The 16,625-nt window shown below is 42.8% G+C and carries 12 protein-coding genes; 3 read left to right on the top strand and 9 right to left on the bottom strand.

What is annotated here, in order from left to right; all coding sequences use genetic code 11:
* Positions 1 to 882: insulinase family protein (locus ACH2DQ_RS18995; RefSeq protein WP_395027853.1), on the bottom strand; the 882-nt coding region annotated here is incomplete at its 3' end.
* Between the two features lie 1,218 nt (positions 883 to 2,100).
* On the opposite strand from ACH2DQ_RS18995, the gene ACH2DQ_RS19000 reads away from it, so the two are divergent.
* Positions 2,101 to 4,707, top strand: a complete 2,607-nt coding sequence (locus ACH2DQ_RS19000; protein ID WP_395027855.1) for a cation-translocating P-type ATPase — start codon at positions 2,101 to 2,103, stop codon at positions 4,705 to 4,707.
* A gap of 239 nt (positions 4,708 to 4,946) precedes the next feature.
* Here the strand turns inward: ACH2DQ_RS19000 and ACH2DQ_RS19005 are convergent, their stop codons facing one another.
* A complete protein-coding gene (locus tag ACH2DQ_RS19005; RefSeq protein ID WP_394915869.1) occupies positions 4,947 to 7,352 on the bottom strand; it encodes a TIM-barrel domain-containing protein in 2,406 nt (801 codons plus the stop codon).
* A gap of 273 nt (positions 7,353 to 7,625) precedes the next feature.
* Here ACH2DQ_RS19005 and ACH2DQ_RS19010 point away from each other — a divergent pair, with 273 nt between their 5' ends.
* Positions 7,626 to 8,636 (top strand): LacI family DNA-binding transcriptional regulator, encoded by a 1,011-nt coding sequence (locus ACH2DQ_RS19010; RefSeq protein ID WP_394915865.1) that lies wholly within the window; start codon positions 7,626 to 7,628, stop codon positions 8,634 to 8,636.
* A gap of 16 nt (positions 8,637 to 8,652) precedes the next feature.
* On the opposite strand, the gene ACH2DQ_RS19015 is transcribed toward ACH2DQ_RS19010, so the two are convergent.
* Positions 8,653 to 9,480, bottom strand: a complete 828-nt coding sequence (locus tag ACH2DQ_RS19015; protein WP_395027857.1) for an AraC family transcriptional regulator — start codon at positions 9,478 to 9,480, stop codon at positions 8,653 to 8,655.
* 288 nt (positions 9,481 to 9,768) lie between these two features.
* Between ACH2DQ_RS19015 and ACH2DQ_RS19020 the strand changes: the two genes are divergently transcribed.
* Positions 9,769 to 11,109, top strand: coding sequence for an MFS transporter (locus tag ACH2DQ_RS19020; RefSeq protein ID WP_394915867.1), 1,341 nt, complete (start codon positions 9,769 to 9,771; stop codon positions 11,107 to 11,109).
* A gap of 150 nt (positions 11,110 to 11,259) precedes the next feature.
* Here the strand turns inward: ACH2DQ_RS19020 and ACH2DQ_RS19025 are convergent, their stop codons facing one another.
* The 6 genes from ACH2DQ_RS19025 to ACH2DQ_RS19050 all read right to left on the bottom strand — a co-directional run.
* The gene (locus ACH2DQ_RS19025) at positions 11,260 to 11,730 is read right to left on the bottom strand and encodes a methylglyoxal synthase (RefSeq protein ID WP_394915868.1); all 471 of its coding nucleotides are present in this window, start codon (positions 11,728 to 11,730) and stop codon (positions 11,260 to 11,262) included.
* A gap of 381 nt (positions 11,731 to 12,111) precedes the next feature.
* A complete protein-coding gene (locus ACH2DQ_RS19030) occupies positions 12,112 to 12,681 on the bottom strand; it encodes an NTP transferase domain-containing protein (protein ID WP_394915572.1) in 570 nt (189 codons plus the stop codon).
* Positions 12,678 to 14,972, bottom strand: a complete 2,295-nt coding sequence (locus tag ACH2DQ_RS19035; protein ID WP_394915571.1) for a xanthine dehydrogenase family protein molybdopterin-binding subunit — start codon at positions 14,970 to 14,972, stop codon at positions 12,678 to 12,680. The genes ACH2DQ_RS19030 and ACH2DQ_RS19035 overlap by 4 nt, the downstream gene beginning before the upstream one ends.
* Positions 14,963 to 15,448 carry a (2Fe-2S)-binding protein gene (locus tag ACH2DQ_RS19040; protein ID WP_394915570.1) on the bottom strand — a complete coding sequence of 162 codons (486 nt, stop codon included), beginning with the start codon at positions 15,446 to 15,448 and terminating at the stop codon, positions 14,963 to 14,965. The genes ACH2DQ_RS19035 and ACH2DQ_RS19040 overlap by 10 nt, the downstream gene beginning before the upstream one ends.
* A 2-nt stretch (positions 15,449 to 15,450) precedes the next feature.
* On the bottom strand, positions 15,451 to 16,227 hold the full coding sequence (locus ACH2DQ_RS19045) for an FAD binding domain-containing protein (RefSeq protein WP_395027861.1): 777 nt from the start codon (positions 16,225 to 16,227) through the stop codon (positions 15,451 to 15,453).
* Positions 16,187 to 16,625, bottom strand: a 439-nt coding sequence (locus ACH2DQ_RS19050) for an ATP-binding cassette domain-containing protein (RefSeq protein ID WP_395027863.1), incomplete at its 5' end; no start/stop codon positions are given. The genes ACH2DQ_RS19050 and ACH2DQ_RS19045, both read right to left, overlap by 41 nt.

Consider the following 16,625-nt stretch of genomic DNA (forward strand, 5'->3'; position numbering starts at 1 on the left):
AGCCGCATGCTCTGTATTATCATCTTCATATGCCGGACTCTCCACGATCTCCTCCACAAATCCTGGATTTACCTGCTCATTGGTATATCTGCTTAAATCTATCTGCTTTTTTTCTGCTTTTGAAAGGTATTCTTTCTCTAAATAGTTCATGACTCTCTCAAAATTCATGTCCCCATAAAGTATGATCAGGCTATTGCCAAAAGAATAAAAACGGTCATAAGTCTCTAATGCATGCTCATAGGTAAGTTCCTTATAATTCAGATGTGCCTTCCCAATACAGTTTGAGGCATACATTCCGGGATACAATGCATGAATCACGTTATCATCTGCATTGCTCTCCACATCTGTCAAAAAGCCAAAGTCTTCACTGAGTACCGTTCCCTTCATCAAAAGAGGGCTGTCCATATCCTCCAGTTCGTACCGCAGCGCTTCCCTTTTGAAAAAATTCTTATCCTTGCATATATCCGGACTGACCATACAGCTTAAGTAAACATCCATCATTTTGATTAGCTGATCCTCACTCTTACTGCACAGCGGATAGATGGTGAACGTAGGATACGTAAAGGCATTGAAAAAAGTATTATAGCTCTTATTGCCCATATCAAAAAAGATATCTTTGCTGGGATATTTTTGGGAAGATGCCAGAATTGCATGTTCAAATACGTGATTCGTATCCGTTTCATCCACATAAGGAGTCTTATAAATAATATTAAATCCCAGTTCCTTATCATCGTTTTTTATACATGCTACCTGGGCACCACTCTTTTCATGTTCGTATAATGTAATCCCGGCACCTAATTGTTCAATCACACTCTTCTCTATTTCACGAAATCCGGATACCTGGTCTGTCATTTCTAACGTATTGTTTTTTTTCTTGATCACTATTGTTTTCCTTTATACTATTTTAAATTAACAACTATTAATAATATAGTCGATAAATACAGAATGCGCAACCATTAACTATGAGCCGCCACTCCCCGTCAAAGAGCATGTTTGCAAATTTTATATCATTAGCTAAAATACAAATGTAAATAATACCTTCCAAGCCCTTAGGAAGCAAAGTTTCATGATTCATAACTAGAAATCAACAATTCAATACATTTATGAACATACATATACTAAAGAATTGTAAAATGAACCCGTAAAAGCACAAGGAAAAACATTTATAATACAGAAGGAAAACATAATGAAAAATAACTACCATAGTCAGAATAAACCCATAGAAATAATCGCACTAATTCAAGTATTCCTTATACTTCTTTTATTAATGAGTTCCCACATTATTATTTATAACTTCACTCATATGCAGTCCGAGGTACCTGATTTGAGAACTTTTTTCAGTTACCGGCATAAACCCCCTTATGGTATTTTTGGCAGAAACCGAGAGCAGGTGATACAAATAAATCAAATTCTGTTTATCCTAAGCTACTTTAATATTTACGACTTTATCGCGATTATGTGCATGGTCCCCTGTCTATACATTTTAAAACATAAAAGTTTAAAGTTGGAGTCCATTCTGGTTATGGTGGTTTTTACCACTGGAGGATTATTATCCTTTCAACCCAGTTTTTATGTAAATAGCCGGATCCTTGATCTTGCATTAAGAAATCAATGTTATATGTGGCTGCAGATTACTATATTCATTGCATTTATTATCATCATCATACTTTGGCTTTATATGAGGATATTTTTTAAATATTCCTCAAACGGCATTACACTGCTTAGCAACACACAGATAATTTTATTGGGAATTCCATTTGTTATCATATTTAGTTTATTCGTCTCACTCATTCCCACATTTATCGAAAACTTTTGAGTAATTTCCACTTTTTTGTCAAATACTACTGCTATAATGCTGCAAATACAACTCTGCCAGATTGAAAAAATATTTTTCCCTTGACATTTTCTCATTTTTGTCTTATCTTTATTAAAGAAGTAAAAGGGAGTAGCTAACACGAGAGTGTTTACGATGTCGTCAGTACGATGGTTTCCATCCGTATCGTAACTAAGTAGCGAGACTTTTATTGCAGCGTGAATTGTATGCAATAGGGGTATCGTTTTTTTTATGCATACAAGGAACCATATAAAGGAGGCATTCATATGAAGAATTATTACACCCTTTCCAAAGAAGAAGTTATGGAACAGGTAAATGGCAGCAGTGAATATCTGACCACTGATAAAGCCATTGCAAATCAGAACAAATACGGAAAAAATGTTCTGGTTGAGGGAAAAAAGAAAAGTACTTTACAGATATTTCTGGAACAATTCAAAGATTTCTTAGTTATTATCTTAATCGTTGCCGCTGTCGTATCCGGATTTTTAGGAGATATTGAAAGCACAATTGTAATTCTTGTTGTAATTACCATAAACGCAATATTAGGTACCGTCCAGACGCTTAAAGCAGAACAGTCACTGGATAGTTTAAAAACGCTGTCAGCTCCTACTGCTAAAGTTATGCGAGACGGTATTGTACATGAAATTCCATCTGCCGAAGTAACCATCGGTGACCTGGTTGTATTAGAAGCCGGTAATTACATTCCTGCTGATGGACGTATTATTGAAAATGCAAGCCTTAAAATTAATGAAAGCGCCCTTACCGGAGACTGTGTCAGCGTAGAAAAGACAGATCAGGTACTTTCCGGTGAAAAACCTTTAGGTGACCAGACAAATATGTTGTTTTCCGGCAGTTTCGTAACTTACGGAAGAGGATCATTCCTGGTAACTGCAATTGGTATGGAAACAGAAGTAGGAAAAATTGCAAGCCTGTTAAAATCCACTTCTGAGAAAAAGACACCACTTCAGGTGAATCTGGATAACTTTGGACAGAAGCTGTCCATACTTATTTTAGTAGTCTGCGCTCTGGTATTTGGTATCAATATTTTCCGTGGTAATCCAATCGGAGACTCTTTCTTATTTGCCATAGCATTAGCGGTAGCTGCTATCCCGGAAGCTCTGAGTTCCATTGTAACCATTGTACTTTCTTTTGGAACACAGAAAATGGCGGCGGAACATGCCATTGTCAGAAAGCTGCAGGCTGTGGAAGGACTGGGCAGTGTTTCTATTATCTGTTCCGATAAAACAGGTACGCTTACTCAGAACAAAATGACTGTAGAAAACTACTATATCGATGGTAAGAACATTGCCGCCAAAGACATCGATCCTGGGGATACCTTCCAGAAACAATTATTGTATTCCAGTATCCTTTGTAATGACTCTACCAATCTGGACGGAAAAGAAATCGGTGATCCTACGGAAACCGCACTGATTAACCTGGGTGACAAGGTCGGTGTGCAAGCACTTCCTACACGCGCCAAATTCCCCCGTATCAGTGAAATACCGTTTGACAGTGATCGTAAGCTGATGTCCACCTTACACAACATAGACGGGCGTATCATCATGATTACAAAAGGTGCTGTGGATGTTCTGAGCAACCGCCTCTCTTCCATTCAGAAAAAAGGCGAAGCCTGTCCGTTTACAACGGAAGATGCAGAAGATCTTGCTGTAATGAACGAACACTACTCCATGAACGGACTGCGTGTTCTGGCATTTGCATATAAAGTCCTTCCTGCACCAGCTTCTCTTTCCCTGGATTTTGAAGATGACCTTACGTTCCTGGGACTCATTTCCATGATGGATCCTCCCCGTGAGGAATCTGCAGAAGCGGTTTCAAAATGTATTCAGGCAGGCATTAAACCGATTATGATTACCGGTGACCACAAAATTACTGCTGCTGCTATCGCTAAAAGAATCGGTATTTTAAAAGATATCTCCGAAGCATGCGAGGGGGCAGAAATTGAAAATCTCTCCGATTCAGATCTGGAAGATTTTGTAGAACACATCAGTGTCTATGCCCGTGTTTCGCCGGAACATAAAATCCGTATTGTCCGTGCATGGCAGAATAAGGGAAATATCGTATCCATGACAGGTGATGGCGTAAACGATGCCCCTGCCCTTAAACAGGCGGATATCGGTGTTGCAATGGGTATTACCGGAAGTGAAGTTGCAAAAGATGCAGCCTCCATGGTGTTAACCGATGACAATTTTGCTACTATTGTAAAAGCAGTGGAAAATGGACGTAATGTCTATGCCAACATTAAGAATTCCATCAAATTCCTCTTATCCGGTAACTTTGGTGCAATTTTGGCTGTACTTTACGCATCTATTATGGCTCTGCCGGTACCATTTGCACCGGTACACCTGCTGTTTATTAACTTGCTGACTGACAGCCTTCCCGCTATCGCCCTGGGACTTGAGCCTCATACCGGCGATGTAATGAAAGAAAAACCCCGTCCTAAAAATGAATCCATCCTGACAAAAGATTTTCTGGTTGGCATTGGCGTGGAAGGGCTTTCCATCGGTGCCACTACCATGATCGCTTTCTTACTTGGCAACAGTATGGGCGGTGCAACCGTAGGAAGTACGATGGCATTCGGAACACTTTGCATGGCCAGACTGGTACATGGATTCAACAGCAAATCCGACCATCCCGTAATCTTTACAAGAAAATTCTTTAATAATAAGTTTTTGATCGGCGCATTCTTAATCGGCTTTGTCCTAATTAACGCGGTTCTCCTGACACCAGGCTTACACAGCGTATTTAAGGTAGCTGACCTGAGTATGCAGCAGCTCTTTACCATTTATGGTTTAGCTCTTGTAAACCTTCCGATTATTCAGATATTAAAGGCAATCAGGAGCCATAGGAAATAGTACACTTGATGAAAAAAACAAGCGCAGCCGGGAACAATATTTTTTGTTCTCCCGGCTGTGCTTATTTTATTTCTATTTTATTACGTTTTATTCGTTTGATTTAGAAGTTTGATTTCAAAAGTTTGTTTTCAAAAGTTTGATTTTAAAAATTGAATTTAAAAGTTTGATTTTAAAAGTTTGACTTTAATAGTTTCACTTTATTGGTTTCATTTTAATAATTTAATTTTTTAGAATATATTTTATTGGTTTGAAATCGACTGCTTTGCGGTTAAAATCTCACACAAAGCTCCAAATACCATCTCATCCAGCCCCAATGCCTGCAATGCCGATACAGCATGAAGCGCATTCGCCGCATCTCTTACGATGAAATAAATTTCTTCTTTCAGATTATATTCTAACTGCGTTTTTTCCAGATAAGCAAAGGTCTCTTTAAGCACATCGTTTTGTGCCAATTCCACTTTTCCCTCAAGGATTACGGTAATTTCCTCTGTAACCGCTATTTTCGGAATTCTGACGGTTAAAGTGTGTCTGATCTCGTCATAGTTGACATTGACCTCAATCTGCCTGCCGCCTGTCAGAACAGATGCCCCTCCATTAGTAATCCCCGTGAATTCCAGCGTATAGGATCTTTCCCGTGGAAGAACCGCTGTATTACCTTTTGCGGCACCGATGATAAATACCTTTTTTTCATTCCATGTAAATGTCATCTCTGTATCAGCCCAATTTTCATCCAGATCCTCCGGACTGTCTCCATCATCTTCATATAGATGGAATATCCCTTCTGCTCCTGCATAAATGGCAACCTTCAGTTTTTCGGGATTCGCAGTGGAATTTGTATATTCTTCCAGATCTGCCAAAGGTACAATTGCCCCTGCCCGTGCAAATACCGGAATATCCTCCATTCCCCTGTACAGGGACAGTTTTCTTCCTCCCTCATAAATCCTTCCGTTAAATATATCGTACCAGATACCCTTCGGCAGCCATGCGGTAAAGGACGCCGCTGCAGCTTTTTTATCCACAGGTTTTGTAATCGGGCAGGCAATCAGTTCCGTACCAAAATAATATTCATTTGGAACTTCATAAGCTTCCTTCTGCTCCGGCTCCAGGTAATACATGGGGCGTACCAGCGGCTGCCCTTCACGGCTGGCATAGCGGTTCATGGTATAGAGATAAGGAATCAGTTCGTGCCGCAGTTTCAGATATTTCTTCATGATACTTTCTGCAATTTTATTATATTTCCAGGGTTCCTTTCCGGAAAATAGATTAGCCGTACTATGCAGTCTCAATATTGGTGAAAATACCCCGTATTGAACCCATCTCGCTGACAATTCATCGTCCCGGTAGCCAAACATGTGGCCGCCTATGTCATGGCTCCACCAGCCATAGCCTGCATTGCTGGCATTTGCCGTGAAGTAAGGCTGAAAGTCCAGCGATTCCCAGGAGATAACCGTATCCCCTGAAAACCCAACCGGATACCGGTGGCTTCCAAGACCGGCATATCTGGAAAAAGTCAATGCTCTTTTTCCCTGACGCCTGCTGTCCAGATAATGATAATGGTTCAGCATCCACAGAGGATCCAGTCCTTCTATCGCCGTATTCGTTCCCTGCTGCCAGTCCAGCCACCAAAAATCCACGCCCTTCTCTTCATTGGGATGATGGAGATATTTAAAATAGGCATTTAAAAATTCCTGGCTGGTTACATCAAAGTTGATTGTCTCTTCTTTTTCCCAGTCCACCCCCAGTTCTTTAGCCATAGCCGGATAAGGTTCTTCAAAAGCCCTGACTCCATCTGCCGGATGTACGTTCAATGTGATTTTCAGATGATGCGCATGAAGCCATTCCATGAATTCCCCGGGATCCGGGAAGAAGTCTTTATTCCAGGTATATCCCGTCCATCCACTTCCGTATTTGGGATCCACATCCACCAGATGCCAATCCATGTCAACAACTGCTACGGAAAAAGGTATATTCTCTCTTTCAAAACGCAGGATTAATTCCTTATACTCTTCTTCTGTATATTTGTGGTAACGGCTCCACCAGTTACCGAATACAAATCTGGGAAGCAGCGGCGTCCTCCCACAGAGGTGGTAAAAGTCTTTCAGGCATTTCTCATATTCGTGTCCATAGCCAAAGAAATAATAATCCATGACTTCGCTTTTACGTGGCTCTACCCAGTTTTCTTCCGTAAGTAACAATGATCTGCTGTCATCCATAACCGCATATCCATTTCTTGAGATCAGTCCGTGATCCAGCGGAATCGCACCGTCTGCCTCATCCAGGGTTCTGGCGGTTCCTAATAGATCCGTCGCTTCCTCTCCGAAATGCCAGATATTATGCGTGGTACATCCCTTGCCGCTGACCTGCAGTGACAACCCATTGGAGGAAAATTTCTCTTTGTTATAAATCATATGTATAAATTCAGTTACGATTTCCAGGTTCCCTCCCTTATCAAATACCTGAAACTTGGGAACTGGAAAATTGCGATTCCACACACTCTGTGTCGGCCTGTCTTCAAATCTTCCATCTTCGCTATATTCCAGACGGATGAGCTGGGATGTTAAAACGGTAATACGGTAATGTTCTCCAAGAACGACACTCCCCTCACTGCATAAAGGGCAGGCATCAATTTTATAAATCGGATCCATCATGTTAATTCCTTTCTTAATTATCTATATTTTTATTTCCTCAGCCAAATATAGGTTAGCGTTAACCTAATTCTTGATATAAACATAACACCCACATTTAACAATGTCAATAACCTTTTTTAACTTTGTACAATATCTTGATTTTCCCAAATAAAATTTGTATAATATGTCTATTCCATAAAGTTTAAACTGCATCGTTACATTCCACAACGTGGAATATCTAATCTGCTCCAAACATTTTGATATGCTCCGGGATAAGGAAAGAGGTAACCTATGATCACATTAAAAGATATTGCCGAAGAGGCGGGCGTCAGCATCATGACCGTGTCCCGCGTTATGAATGGAAATACAACAAAAGTCTCAGAAAAAACCGCTGTTAGAATAAAGGAAATTGCTGCAAAGCGGGGCTACGTTCCCAATTCCTCTGCCCGTGCTCTGGCGGCGAAATCCTCCAGACTGATTGCCCTTCTCATGTTATACCATGGAGACGGCAATCCTCTGGAAGACTCTTACCACGCCATTTTTCTGGGCGAAATAACCCGCTATGTGCAGGAAAAAGGTTATTTTTTGATTCTGCGCTATGTAAGGGACTACAAAGATGTCACTTACAGCCTGCGCTCCTGGAATGTGGAAGGCGCCATTTTCGTGGGCGGATTTGATTCTGTCATGAGTGAAATCCTGGAGGCAAATAAAATACCACTGGTCTTCACCGACAGTTACAGTCCCTTAAACCAGATCACAAATGTGGGGATTGACGATTATAAGGGCGGCAGACTAGCTGCAGAATATTTCATAAAGAAAGGTCATACTTCCCTGGCATTTATCAGCCCAGAGATTACACAGAAAAATGGTGTTGTGGAACAGCGCTTAAAGGGGTTTCAGGAGGTACTGGCAGCACACGGCTGCCCTTTAAAAAAAGAACTTATTTTTCCCCTTCGTGATCCGGTAAACGATCCCTCCCTTGCCCTGAAATTAAAACCTCTTTTGTCTGAAGTAACCGGTCTGTTTGTTACGGCAGACCAGATCGCCTTCTCACTGATTGAGGGATTTAAAAAATACGATATCAGTGTTCCCGAAGATATTTCCGTAATCGGGTTCGATGATTTTCCCCTGAGCCGCCAGATCACACCGCCTCTTACCACCATCCGCCAGGATATCATCAAAAAAGCAAAATCAGCCACAAGCCTGCTCTTTCAGCAGTTAGAAAACAAAGATGCCTCCCCCCGGCAAATCAACCTGGACGTAGAACTGGTGGAACGTGCTTCTGTAAAAAACCTGATATAACGCCCGGGATCCTGCCTTATTCCTCAATATCAGTAGAGACCAGACAGTAAGTCTGACGATACTCTTTGGGCGTCATTCCCCGATACTTTTTAAAATTTTTCCGAAAATAATCGGCATCCGGATAGCCGCACAGGTCCGCGATCTCATTTACATTGGCACTGGTTTCTATGAGGAGCCGGCTTGCCTTATTCAAACGGTATGTATGAATTGCTGCCGTCAGGGTCTTATTATAAATCTCATGATATATACGCCCCAGATAATCCGGATTACAGGATAATGCCTCTGCAATCAGATTCGATGACAGCGTCTCATTTAAATGCAGACGGATATACTGATCCGCCTGGTTAGCCAGTACTACCTTAGTTGTACTGATTTCAAGCGGATATGCCGAGTCGGATAACTCACATAAAATTTCAAGCAGTATCAAATTTAATACCGTTCTGTCTTCAGAGCACCGTTCCTGACGTAATTTAAAGCGCCGGAAGAGCTCCACAAATTGTTCCGGCTTTGCAAGGCGCACCAATTGGGGCAATGACATCATATCATCCCCCGCTTCCGATTTTTTATCTATCTGAAAATGAATCCAGTAAAAAGTAAGGTCTTTCTCAAACTGTCTGCTTCCCCAGTGATGTCTGCCGGGAAATAATATCAATGCATGCCCTTTTGGCACTTCAAATTTCTTCCCTTCCTCATAAATTCCTAGTGTACCTGAATTCACATATATGATTTCAAAGGAATCGATTGTCCTGTCTGCATGGGTCCCAAGTCCCCTGCTCTTAAAATATCCGGCATTCCATGCTGTAACCGGAAGAATTCCCTTCAAGTGTAAAAAGCTTTCCATCATTTCCTCCCATGTGTTTTGAAAAGTTGGAATTTTCATGTTTTTATTGCCATTTCTCTTCTTGTAGAAAACGCCTGTTAATGACAAAATAGAGTTAATGTGAAAGCGCAGTTACGGTTCACAAACAAGCCTGCAAGCAGCAACTTCCCTAACCCATACGAAGTTGTCTTCTGCCGGGGCAGCATTCAGCCGCTGTTTTACAAACTGGCGCCTATAGCTTATCTTCAAGTGATACTCTATGAAGAGATCGGGTAAATAGTGCTTCAAATTACATACAGAATATCAAATATTGTGAAAAAAAGAAAGGGTATTTTTATCATGTACGCTATAACCCACATGAGAACATTTATTTCTGATACCTATTACAGCCGTCAGCCAATGAATGAAGCCGATTTTAAAAGAGCCCGCAGCCTCTTCGTCTTGGAAGGAAGTATGGCAAACGGGGTGCTCGCCCTTACCAGCGGAGCTTTCCTCTCCGGATACGCCAGTATGATGGGAGCCGATGACTCTTTAAATGGAATTATCGGAGCAATCCCCACATTGCTCTGCGTAGTACAGCTTTTTTCTACGGTGGTTCTGGAAAACCTCCGTGAGAAGAAATTTATCATCGCATTTCTTGCTCTGATGCACCGCCTGCTGCTGACACTGATTTTCTTTGTGCCTCTGTTTGTCAGAGAACCTGCCTTTCGTCTTGCCGCAGTCGTAGGCATTTTCGCAGCAGCACATGGATGCGGAGCATTTATCGGAACAGGAGCAGGAAACTGGCTTAGAAACCTGGTACCTGGAAGAGAGCTTGGATCTTATCTTGGTAAGCGGGATGCCAAGGCACTGGCTTTTACCACCATTGTGTCTCTTTCCATGGGAAAACTTCTGGACTGGTTCCGCGGCCAGAATGCCGAACAGGCAGGTTTTTTAACAATCGGTCTCGCAGTCCTTGCCATGACTTTTGTAGATTTTTATTGTTTTTCCTCCGCCAAAGAACCGGTAGCAGAGGAATCCAAAGAACCCACCCGCCTGAAACACGTTTTTACAGAACCGCTAAAAAATAAGGGCTTCCGCAAAATAATTGGTTTTTATGGATTCTGGAATCTGGGACTCCAGATTGCTGCACCATTTTTCAGTGTATATATGGTAACCGGGCTGAATCTGGATTACACCTATATGACATTTCTGGGACTCATTGCATCTTTATCCAGGGTATTTGCTTCCGGCATCTGGGGAAGACTGGCGGACCGCAAATCCTGGCTTTGGGTAACCAAAACCTCCATGCTGCTTCTTGGATGTGTACACATCAGCTGGTTCTTTATGACCAAAGAAACCTGTCTGGTTCTGCAGCCCATTCTTCAGTCCCTATCCGGGATCGCCTGGGGCGGAATTGCCATTTCCGTATTTAACGTACAGTATCAGTATGCACCGGATAATAAACAAATGCTCTTTGTTGGTGCCAACAGTGCCTATGCCGGAATGATCGGATTTGCATCCAGCCTTTTAGGTGCTGCACTGTTAACCATTTTGCCTTCCGGAAGTCTGTTTGGCATGGCTGTAAACGGTATGCAGTTTTTGTTCGTGCTGTCAGGCAGCCTAATTATTGGCTGTTCCTGCTATGTACATTTTATACTGAAAAAAATATAAAGGAAATTGCCGGCAATGGGGCTTAGAGCGTGTTTGAAACACGCTCTAAGACTCTTCCATAACAATGTCACCATACAAAAAAGTCTTTTTTCCACAGTTTTCCGGAAAAAAGACTTTTATTTTTCTAACCTATTCATTTTCGAACATCTCTTATAATGTTTTGGCTCTTTCCTGAATATTTCTCTTGAAATTGATGACCTGATGATTATACTCACCATCCATGAATTTGGAAGTGATCATAAAGTCTGCCGTAGCCTTGTTATTCGCGATAGGGATGTCATATACCTGGGCAATTCTAAGAAGTGCCTTAACATCCGGATCATGAGGCTGTGCTTCCAGAGGATCAGAAAAGAAAATTACAAAGTTAATGTTGCCTTCTACGATCTTAGCACCGATCTGCTGATCTCCGCCTAATGGGCCGCTGTTGTAGCCTTTCACAGGAAGTCCTGTCTTGTCGGTAATCATCCTGGCTGTGGTACCTGTTCCGCAGAGAAAATGATTTTTCAGAATTTCTTTATTTGCCTCACACCATTCAATTAATTCCTGTTTTTTCCCATCATGGGCAATCAGGGCAATACTCTTCTGCTTACCGATGGTGAATTCAATGTATTCATCTTTCATAATACAGTGCTCCTCTCATAAATCCAATTTAGTATTCATCCGCATCCTGAAAATTTCCTAATACGTGTCGAAAATTGCTTTCTGACAAAAGGCGGAAATGATTTTTCAAACACTTTAATCCGATTGCACATTTTTTATCTGTTGTAACCGGATTTACTAAATTTTCAGACATGCTCAGATTTATTATAATATATATTTTCATTATTTACCATCCTGAAAATATTTTTCTACTATTTGCCCTGTCTGACCTTAAATTCCCTGTACAGCGTGTCAATTTTGTCTGAACACCATACTGCCAATACCATTGGGACTGCACGATTCTAGCTGCTCCTATTTGACTGTTCTATTCTGGCTGCTTCATTGCATCTGACCGCTTCTCTATCAAAGGCTGTCCATATCTTCTAATTCCTTCCCATCGGCAAGCTCACAATATACCACATCCTGCTTATGGCGGTTTAAAACTCTTTTCCCTCCTGTATCCCCATCCAGATTCATCAGTTCCCCGTTATATTTCCGGTGGAAGATCACCGGATTTCCAGTCTGGCTCTGATATTTCAGACACGCAATGCCTTTATCCGAGGACTGCCAGGTTTCCACCAGGTTGTGAATGGATTTCGCTGTTAAAAAGGGCTGATCACATACTGCAAAGCAAATCCCGTCCACATCCTTGTTAGCTCTGATGACAGCTGCTATGCCTAATTTTATAGAATGAGAAATCCCCCATTCACTGTGAGGATTATGAATTACACAGTATCCCCTTTTTTTCATTTCCTGCGCTATCCTTGGATACTGGGTCACTATGATTTTTGATACAAATACATCTGCTGGCAAAGCTTCTATTTCTCTAACAATATGGAGGTACATGGGATTCTCTCCAATCTGATGCAGCAGCTTATTGCTTTTAAAACGGCGGCTGTTTCCAGCCGCCAATAAGATCAATGCCAGGTTCATGAATCTTTCTCCTGCATATGAAAAAATATTTTTTCGGAAGTGATGGGGAGTGTCCGAATCTGCACTCCCACCGCGTTGTACACTGCATGTGCAATCGCCGGTGACGGTGTATTTATTACGATCTCTCCAATGGATTTTGCTCCAAAGGGACCCGTTGGCTCATAGCTGCTTTCAAATTCCACCCGGACATTTCCCACATCCTGTCTGCTTGGCAGCTTGTACTGCATAAAAGAATTCTGATACATCTGCCCTTTTTCGGAATAGGTAATATCTTCATAGAGCGCCATACCGATCCCCTGGGCAATTCCGCCCTCTACCTGGATTCTGGCAAGATTGGTATTTACCACAGTTCCGCAGTCCACGACTGCCACATAATCGATTAACTCAATATGTCCCGTTTCCTTATCAATCTCCACTTCCGCCATTCCAACCATAAACGGCGGCGGTGATACGGTCGACGAATGCGCTTCAGAAGCCATAAGTGCCTCTTCGTTGTTGCACATAACAAAATTGCCGATATCTTTTAAAGTGATGCATTTTTCACCATCTGTTTCATATACTTTTTCCCCGTCAAAATCTACCTGTTCCGTCTTAAGCCCCAGATAACCGGCACCCTTTTCACAGATTTTGCGAATCAGGCTTTCACACGTTTTCACCACTGCCATACCGGTGAGGTAAGTGGTACTGGATGCATAGGAGCCGGAATCATAAGGGGAGATATCCGTATCAACGCCATGCACGACAATATCCTCCATATGGCAGTTCAGACAGTCTGCAGCCATTTGTGCCAGGATGGTATCACATCCTGTTCCCATATCGGAAGCTCCAATCATTAGGCTGTAAAATCCATCGTCATTCACTTTGATGGCAACCGATGCGGTATCCACATTGGAAATAGAGGAACCCTGCATAGCCATTGCTACGCCTACACCTCTGACTTTGCCATTTCCCATGTCCTTACGGGGAAATTTCCCGTCCCAGCCGATCATCTCTCTGCATCGTGCCATACAGCGGTCCAGGGCACAGCTGTTGGCCGTTTCACCATAATATGCAGGCATGACCTGGCCTTCCTGTACCATGTTTTTTTGTCTGAGTACCACCGGATCCATCTTCATCTGCGCCGCCAGTTCATTCACTGCCGACTCCACTGCAAAAATACCTTGGGTCGCCCCATAGCCGCGATAAGCGCCTGCTGACATAACATTGGTATAAACTACATCGTAGGCAAATTTAAAAGCATCCAGCTTCCCATAGAGCGGTATGGATTTATGTCCCGATAACCCTACCGTAGTAGGTCCATGTTCCCCATAAGCACCGGTGTTGGAAAGAGTATAGACATCAATTGCCCGGATAATTCCTTCCTCATCTGCACCCAGCCTTACTTTGATTTCCATCTCATGCCGGGGAGAAGATGCAATCTGTGACTCATAACGGGAATAAATAATCTTGGCTGCTCTTCCGGTCTGCATGGTTACAAAAGCCGGATAAACTTCTGTGACAACAGTCTGTTTCGCGCCGAAACCTCCACCGATTCGGGGCTTTATGACACGAATCTTGGATTTGGGTATGTCCAGTGCATGTGACAGAATTCTTCTTACATGAAAGGTAACCTGCGTAGAGGACACAATATTCAGCCTTCCATAGACATCCATATAGGAGAATGTCCGAAAGGTTTCCATCATCGCCTGCTGGTTCGCCTTGGTGTGATACGTCTGCTCCACACGGTATCTGCATTTTTCCAGAACGCTTTCCACATCACCGTGTTCATCACTTGCCTGGGCACAGAGATTCTGTTTATTGTCTGCTCCCACCGGGCAGAGGCTTTTCCAGTTTTCTTCCGGATGGACTAAGACTTTATTTCCTTTTGCTTTATGAATATCCAATACCGGTTCGCAGACCTGGTATTTTACCTTAATCAGGCGCATAGCTCTGTCCACGGCATTTTCCGTTTCACCGGCAACAATTGCCACCGCATCTCCTACAAACCGGACTCTCTGATCCAGAATCAGCCGGTCATACGGACTTGGCTCCGGAAAGGTCTGCCCAGCCATGGTAAATCTCTTCTTCGGCACATCCTCATAGGTATAGATGCCTACAATATCGGGAACCTTAAGTGCCGCCGACGTCTTAATTTCTTCAATCAGCGCATGGGCATGGGGGCTTCTGAGTACTTTTACAACCAGACAGTCCTTCGGCGCCAGATCTTCTGTATATACCGGCTGTCCGGTTACCAATGCCATGGCATCTTTTTTCATTACTGGTGTATTCACCAAACGTTGTTTCATTTCCATACATTCCTCCCGTCTTTGTGCCCATCTGCTTCCCTGTTCAAATATTTATGGATTGCCCGCAGCTGTCCCATATATCCCGTGCAGCGGCAAAGATTGCCTGCCAGGTATTCTTTGATTTCCTCTTCGGTTGGTTTTTCTAATTCTTTTTCCATTGCAAGGACATTCATAATAAATCCCGGGCTGCAAAATCCGCACTGTTCGGCACCTTCATTTGCAAGATATGTTCCAAATGCCTTTGCTTCTTCCTGCATGCCCTCAAGAGTTGTAACTTTTCTGCCGTTAACCCGTGGAGCAGGTGTGGAACAGGACAGTACCGGAGTTCCGTCTACAAGTACGGTACACAAGCCGCAGTTTGCTGTTTCACATCCTCTTTTCACGCTGTAACAGCCCTTTTCTCGAACCACATCTAATAGAACAGTTCCGGCTTCTATAACTGCCGTGACCGGTTTACCGTTTAACTGAAATTTAATCTCCATGCTTATGCTTCACCTCCTGTAATTTTGCAGGCGCAGCGCCTGATACATACCTTTGCCAGATGTTCTCTGTATTCTGCACTTCCTCTTAAATTGCTGCCGTAAGTAAATTCTTTGGATACTTTTTCCGCTAGATCTATCATAGACTCTGTCTCATCCGCCGGATATGTCACCTGCACCGCACGATAAGGCCTGGCTCCCACTGCCGCATACCACCGGTCATGATCCTTTGCCACACAACAGGCAATCACCGGAAAATCTGTCTTCGTCTGTCTCTCCGACAGATAAGCCGCCTTGCGCCCATCCTTTTTGATTATCACCCGTACCAGGATATCAGAATCCTTAGACATATTTACAAAGTCTTTCAGTGCAATGATCCCGCCCTTATACAGTTCCACATAAGTATCCAGTGCCATCATACAGGTAAGGATATCCGAAAATCCGAATCTTCCGTATACGCTGCCTCCCACAGTGGCACAATTGCGAAACTGCACGCCTACAATATGGCGGGTACATTCTTTAAATATATCTCCAAAAGCTTTGTTCAGTCCCGTGTGGGTTTCCAGCATGCGAAGCGTACACATGGCTCCAATGGAAAATTCCCCCTCACCCTCCTTAATTGTATCCAATCCCAGTCCAGACAGATCAATCGCTGCCTGCTTATTCCTGTCACCCATCTTAAGCCATACAAAACCTCCCAGAACGACGTTGCTTCTCTTTTGGTTTAACGTATATGCCTCTTCAAGACTCGCTGCTTTCACAAATTCCTTTGCCCGAAACATGTGTTTCCTCCTTCCAGTAATAAAAATATTTATCATCTTTTTCTATTAATTGTAAATGACCTTCGTATGATTTGTTCAATAACCCGGTCAGCTTATTTTCAAATCCATCTTCCCTGCAGCTTACTATGCCCTGAATTACACCTTGTCCCATCACAATCACCCGGTCTGCATAGCGCAGAACAAAATTCGGGTCATGAACACTCATGAGAATGCCCTGTCCATACCGTTTCTCATATTGAACCAGACGATGCATAAATTCATGCTGCCTGTTATAATCCAGCGAAGCCATTGGTTCATCTAAAATCAGCCAGGGCGTATGCTGCATTCTGGCTCTGGCAAAGTCCACCATCTGCTGTTCACCGCCGCTTAAGGTCCCCATCCTGCGGTTTATAAATCCG

It is taken from the genome of Robinsoniella sp., from assembly GCF_034124845.1.

Excerpts from the sequence above, each read along its gene's own strand:
- ACH2DQ_RS19000 (WP_395027855.1), top strand. The coding sequence starts at position 2,101 with ATGAAGAATTATTACACCCTTTCCAAAGAAGAAGTTATGGAACAGGTA.
- ACH2DQ_RS19005 (WP_394915869.1), bottom strand. The coding sequence starts at position 7,352 with ATGGATCCGATTTATAAAATTGATGCCTGCCCTTTATGCAGTGAGGGG.
- ACH2DQ_RS19010 (WP_394915865.1), top strand. The coding sequence starts at position 7,626 with ATGATCACATTAAAAGATATTGCCGAAGAGGCGGGCGTCAGCATCATG.
- ACH2DQ_RS19015 (WP_395027857.1), bottom strand. The coding sequence starts at position 9,480 with ATGATGGAAAGCTTTTTACACTTGAAGGGAATTCTTCCGGTTACAGCA.
- ACH2DQ_RS19025 (WP_394915868.1), bottom strand. The coding sequence starts at position 11,730 with ATGAAAGATGAATACATTGAATTCACCATCGGTAAGCAGAAGAGTATT.
- ACH2DQ_RS19030 (WP_394915572.1), bottom strand. The coding sequence starts at position 12,681 with ATGAACCTGGCATTGATCTTATTGGCGGCTGGAAACAGCCGCCGTTTT.
- ACH2DQ_RS19035 (WP_394915571.1), bottom strand. The coding sequence starts at position 14,972 with ATGGAAATGAAACAACGTTTGGTGAATACACCAGTAATGAAAAAAGAT.
- ACH2DQ_RS19040 (WP_394915570.1), bottom strand. The coding sequence starts at position 15,448 with ATGGAGATTAAATTTCAGTTAAACGGTAAACCGGTCACGGCAGTTATA.
- ACH2DQ_RS19045 (WP_395027861.1), bottom strand. The coding sequence starts at position 16,227 with ATGTTTCGGGCAAAGGAATTTGTGAAAGCAGCGAGTCTTGAAGAGGCA.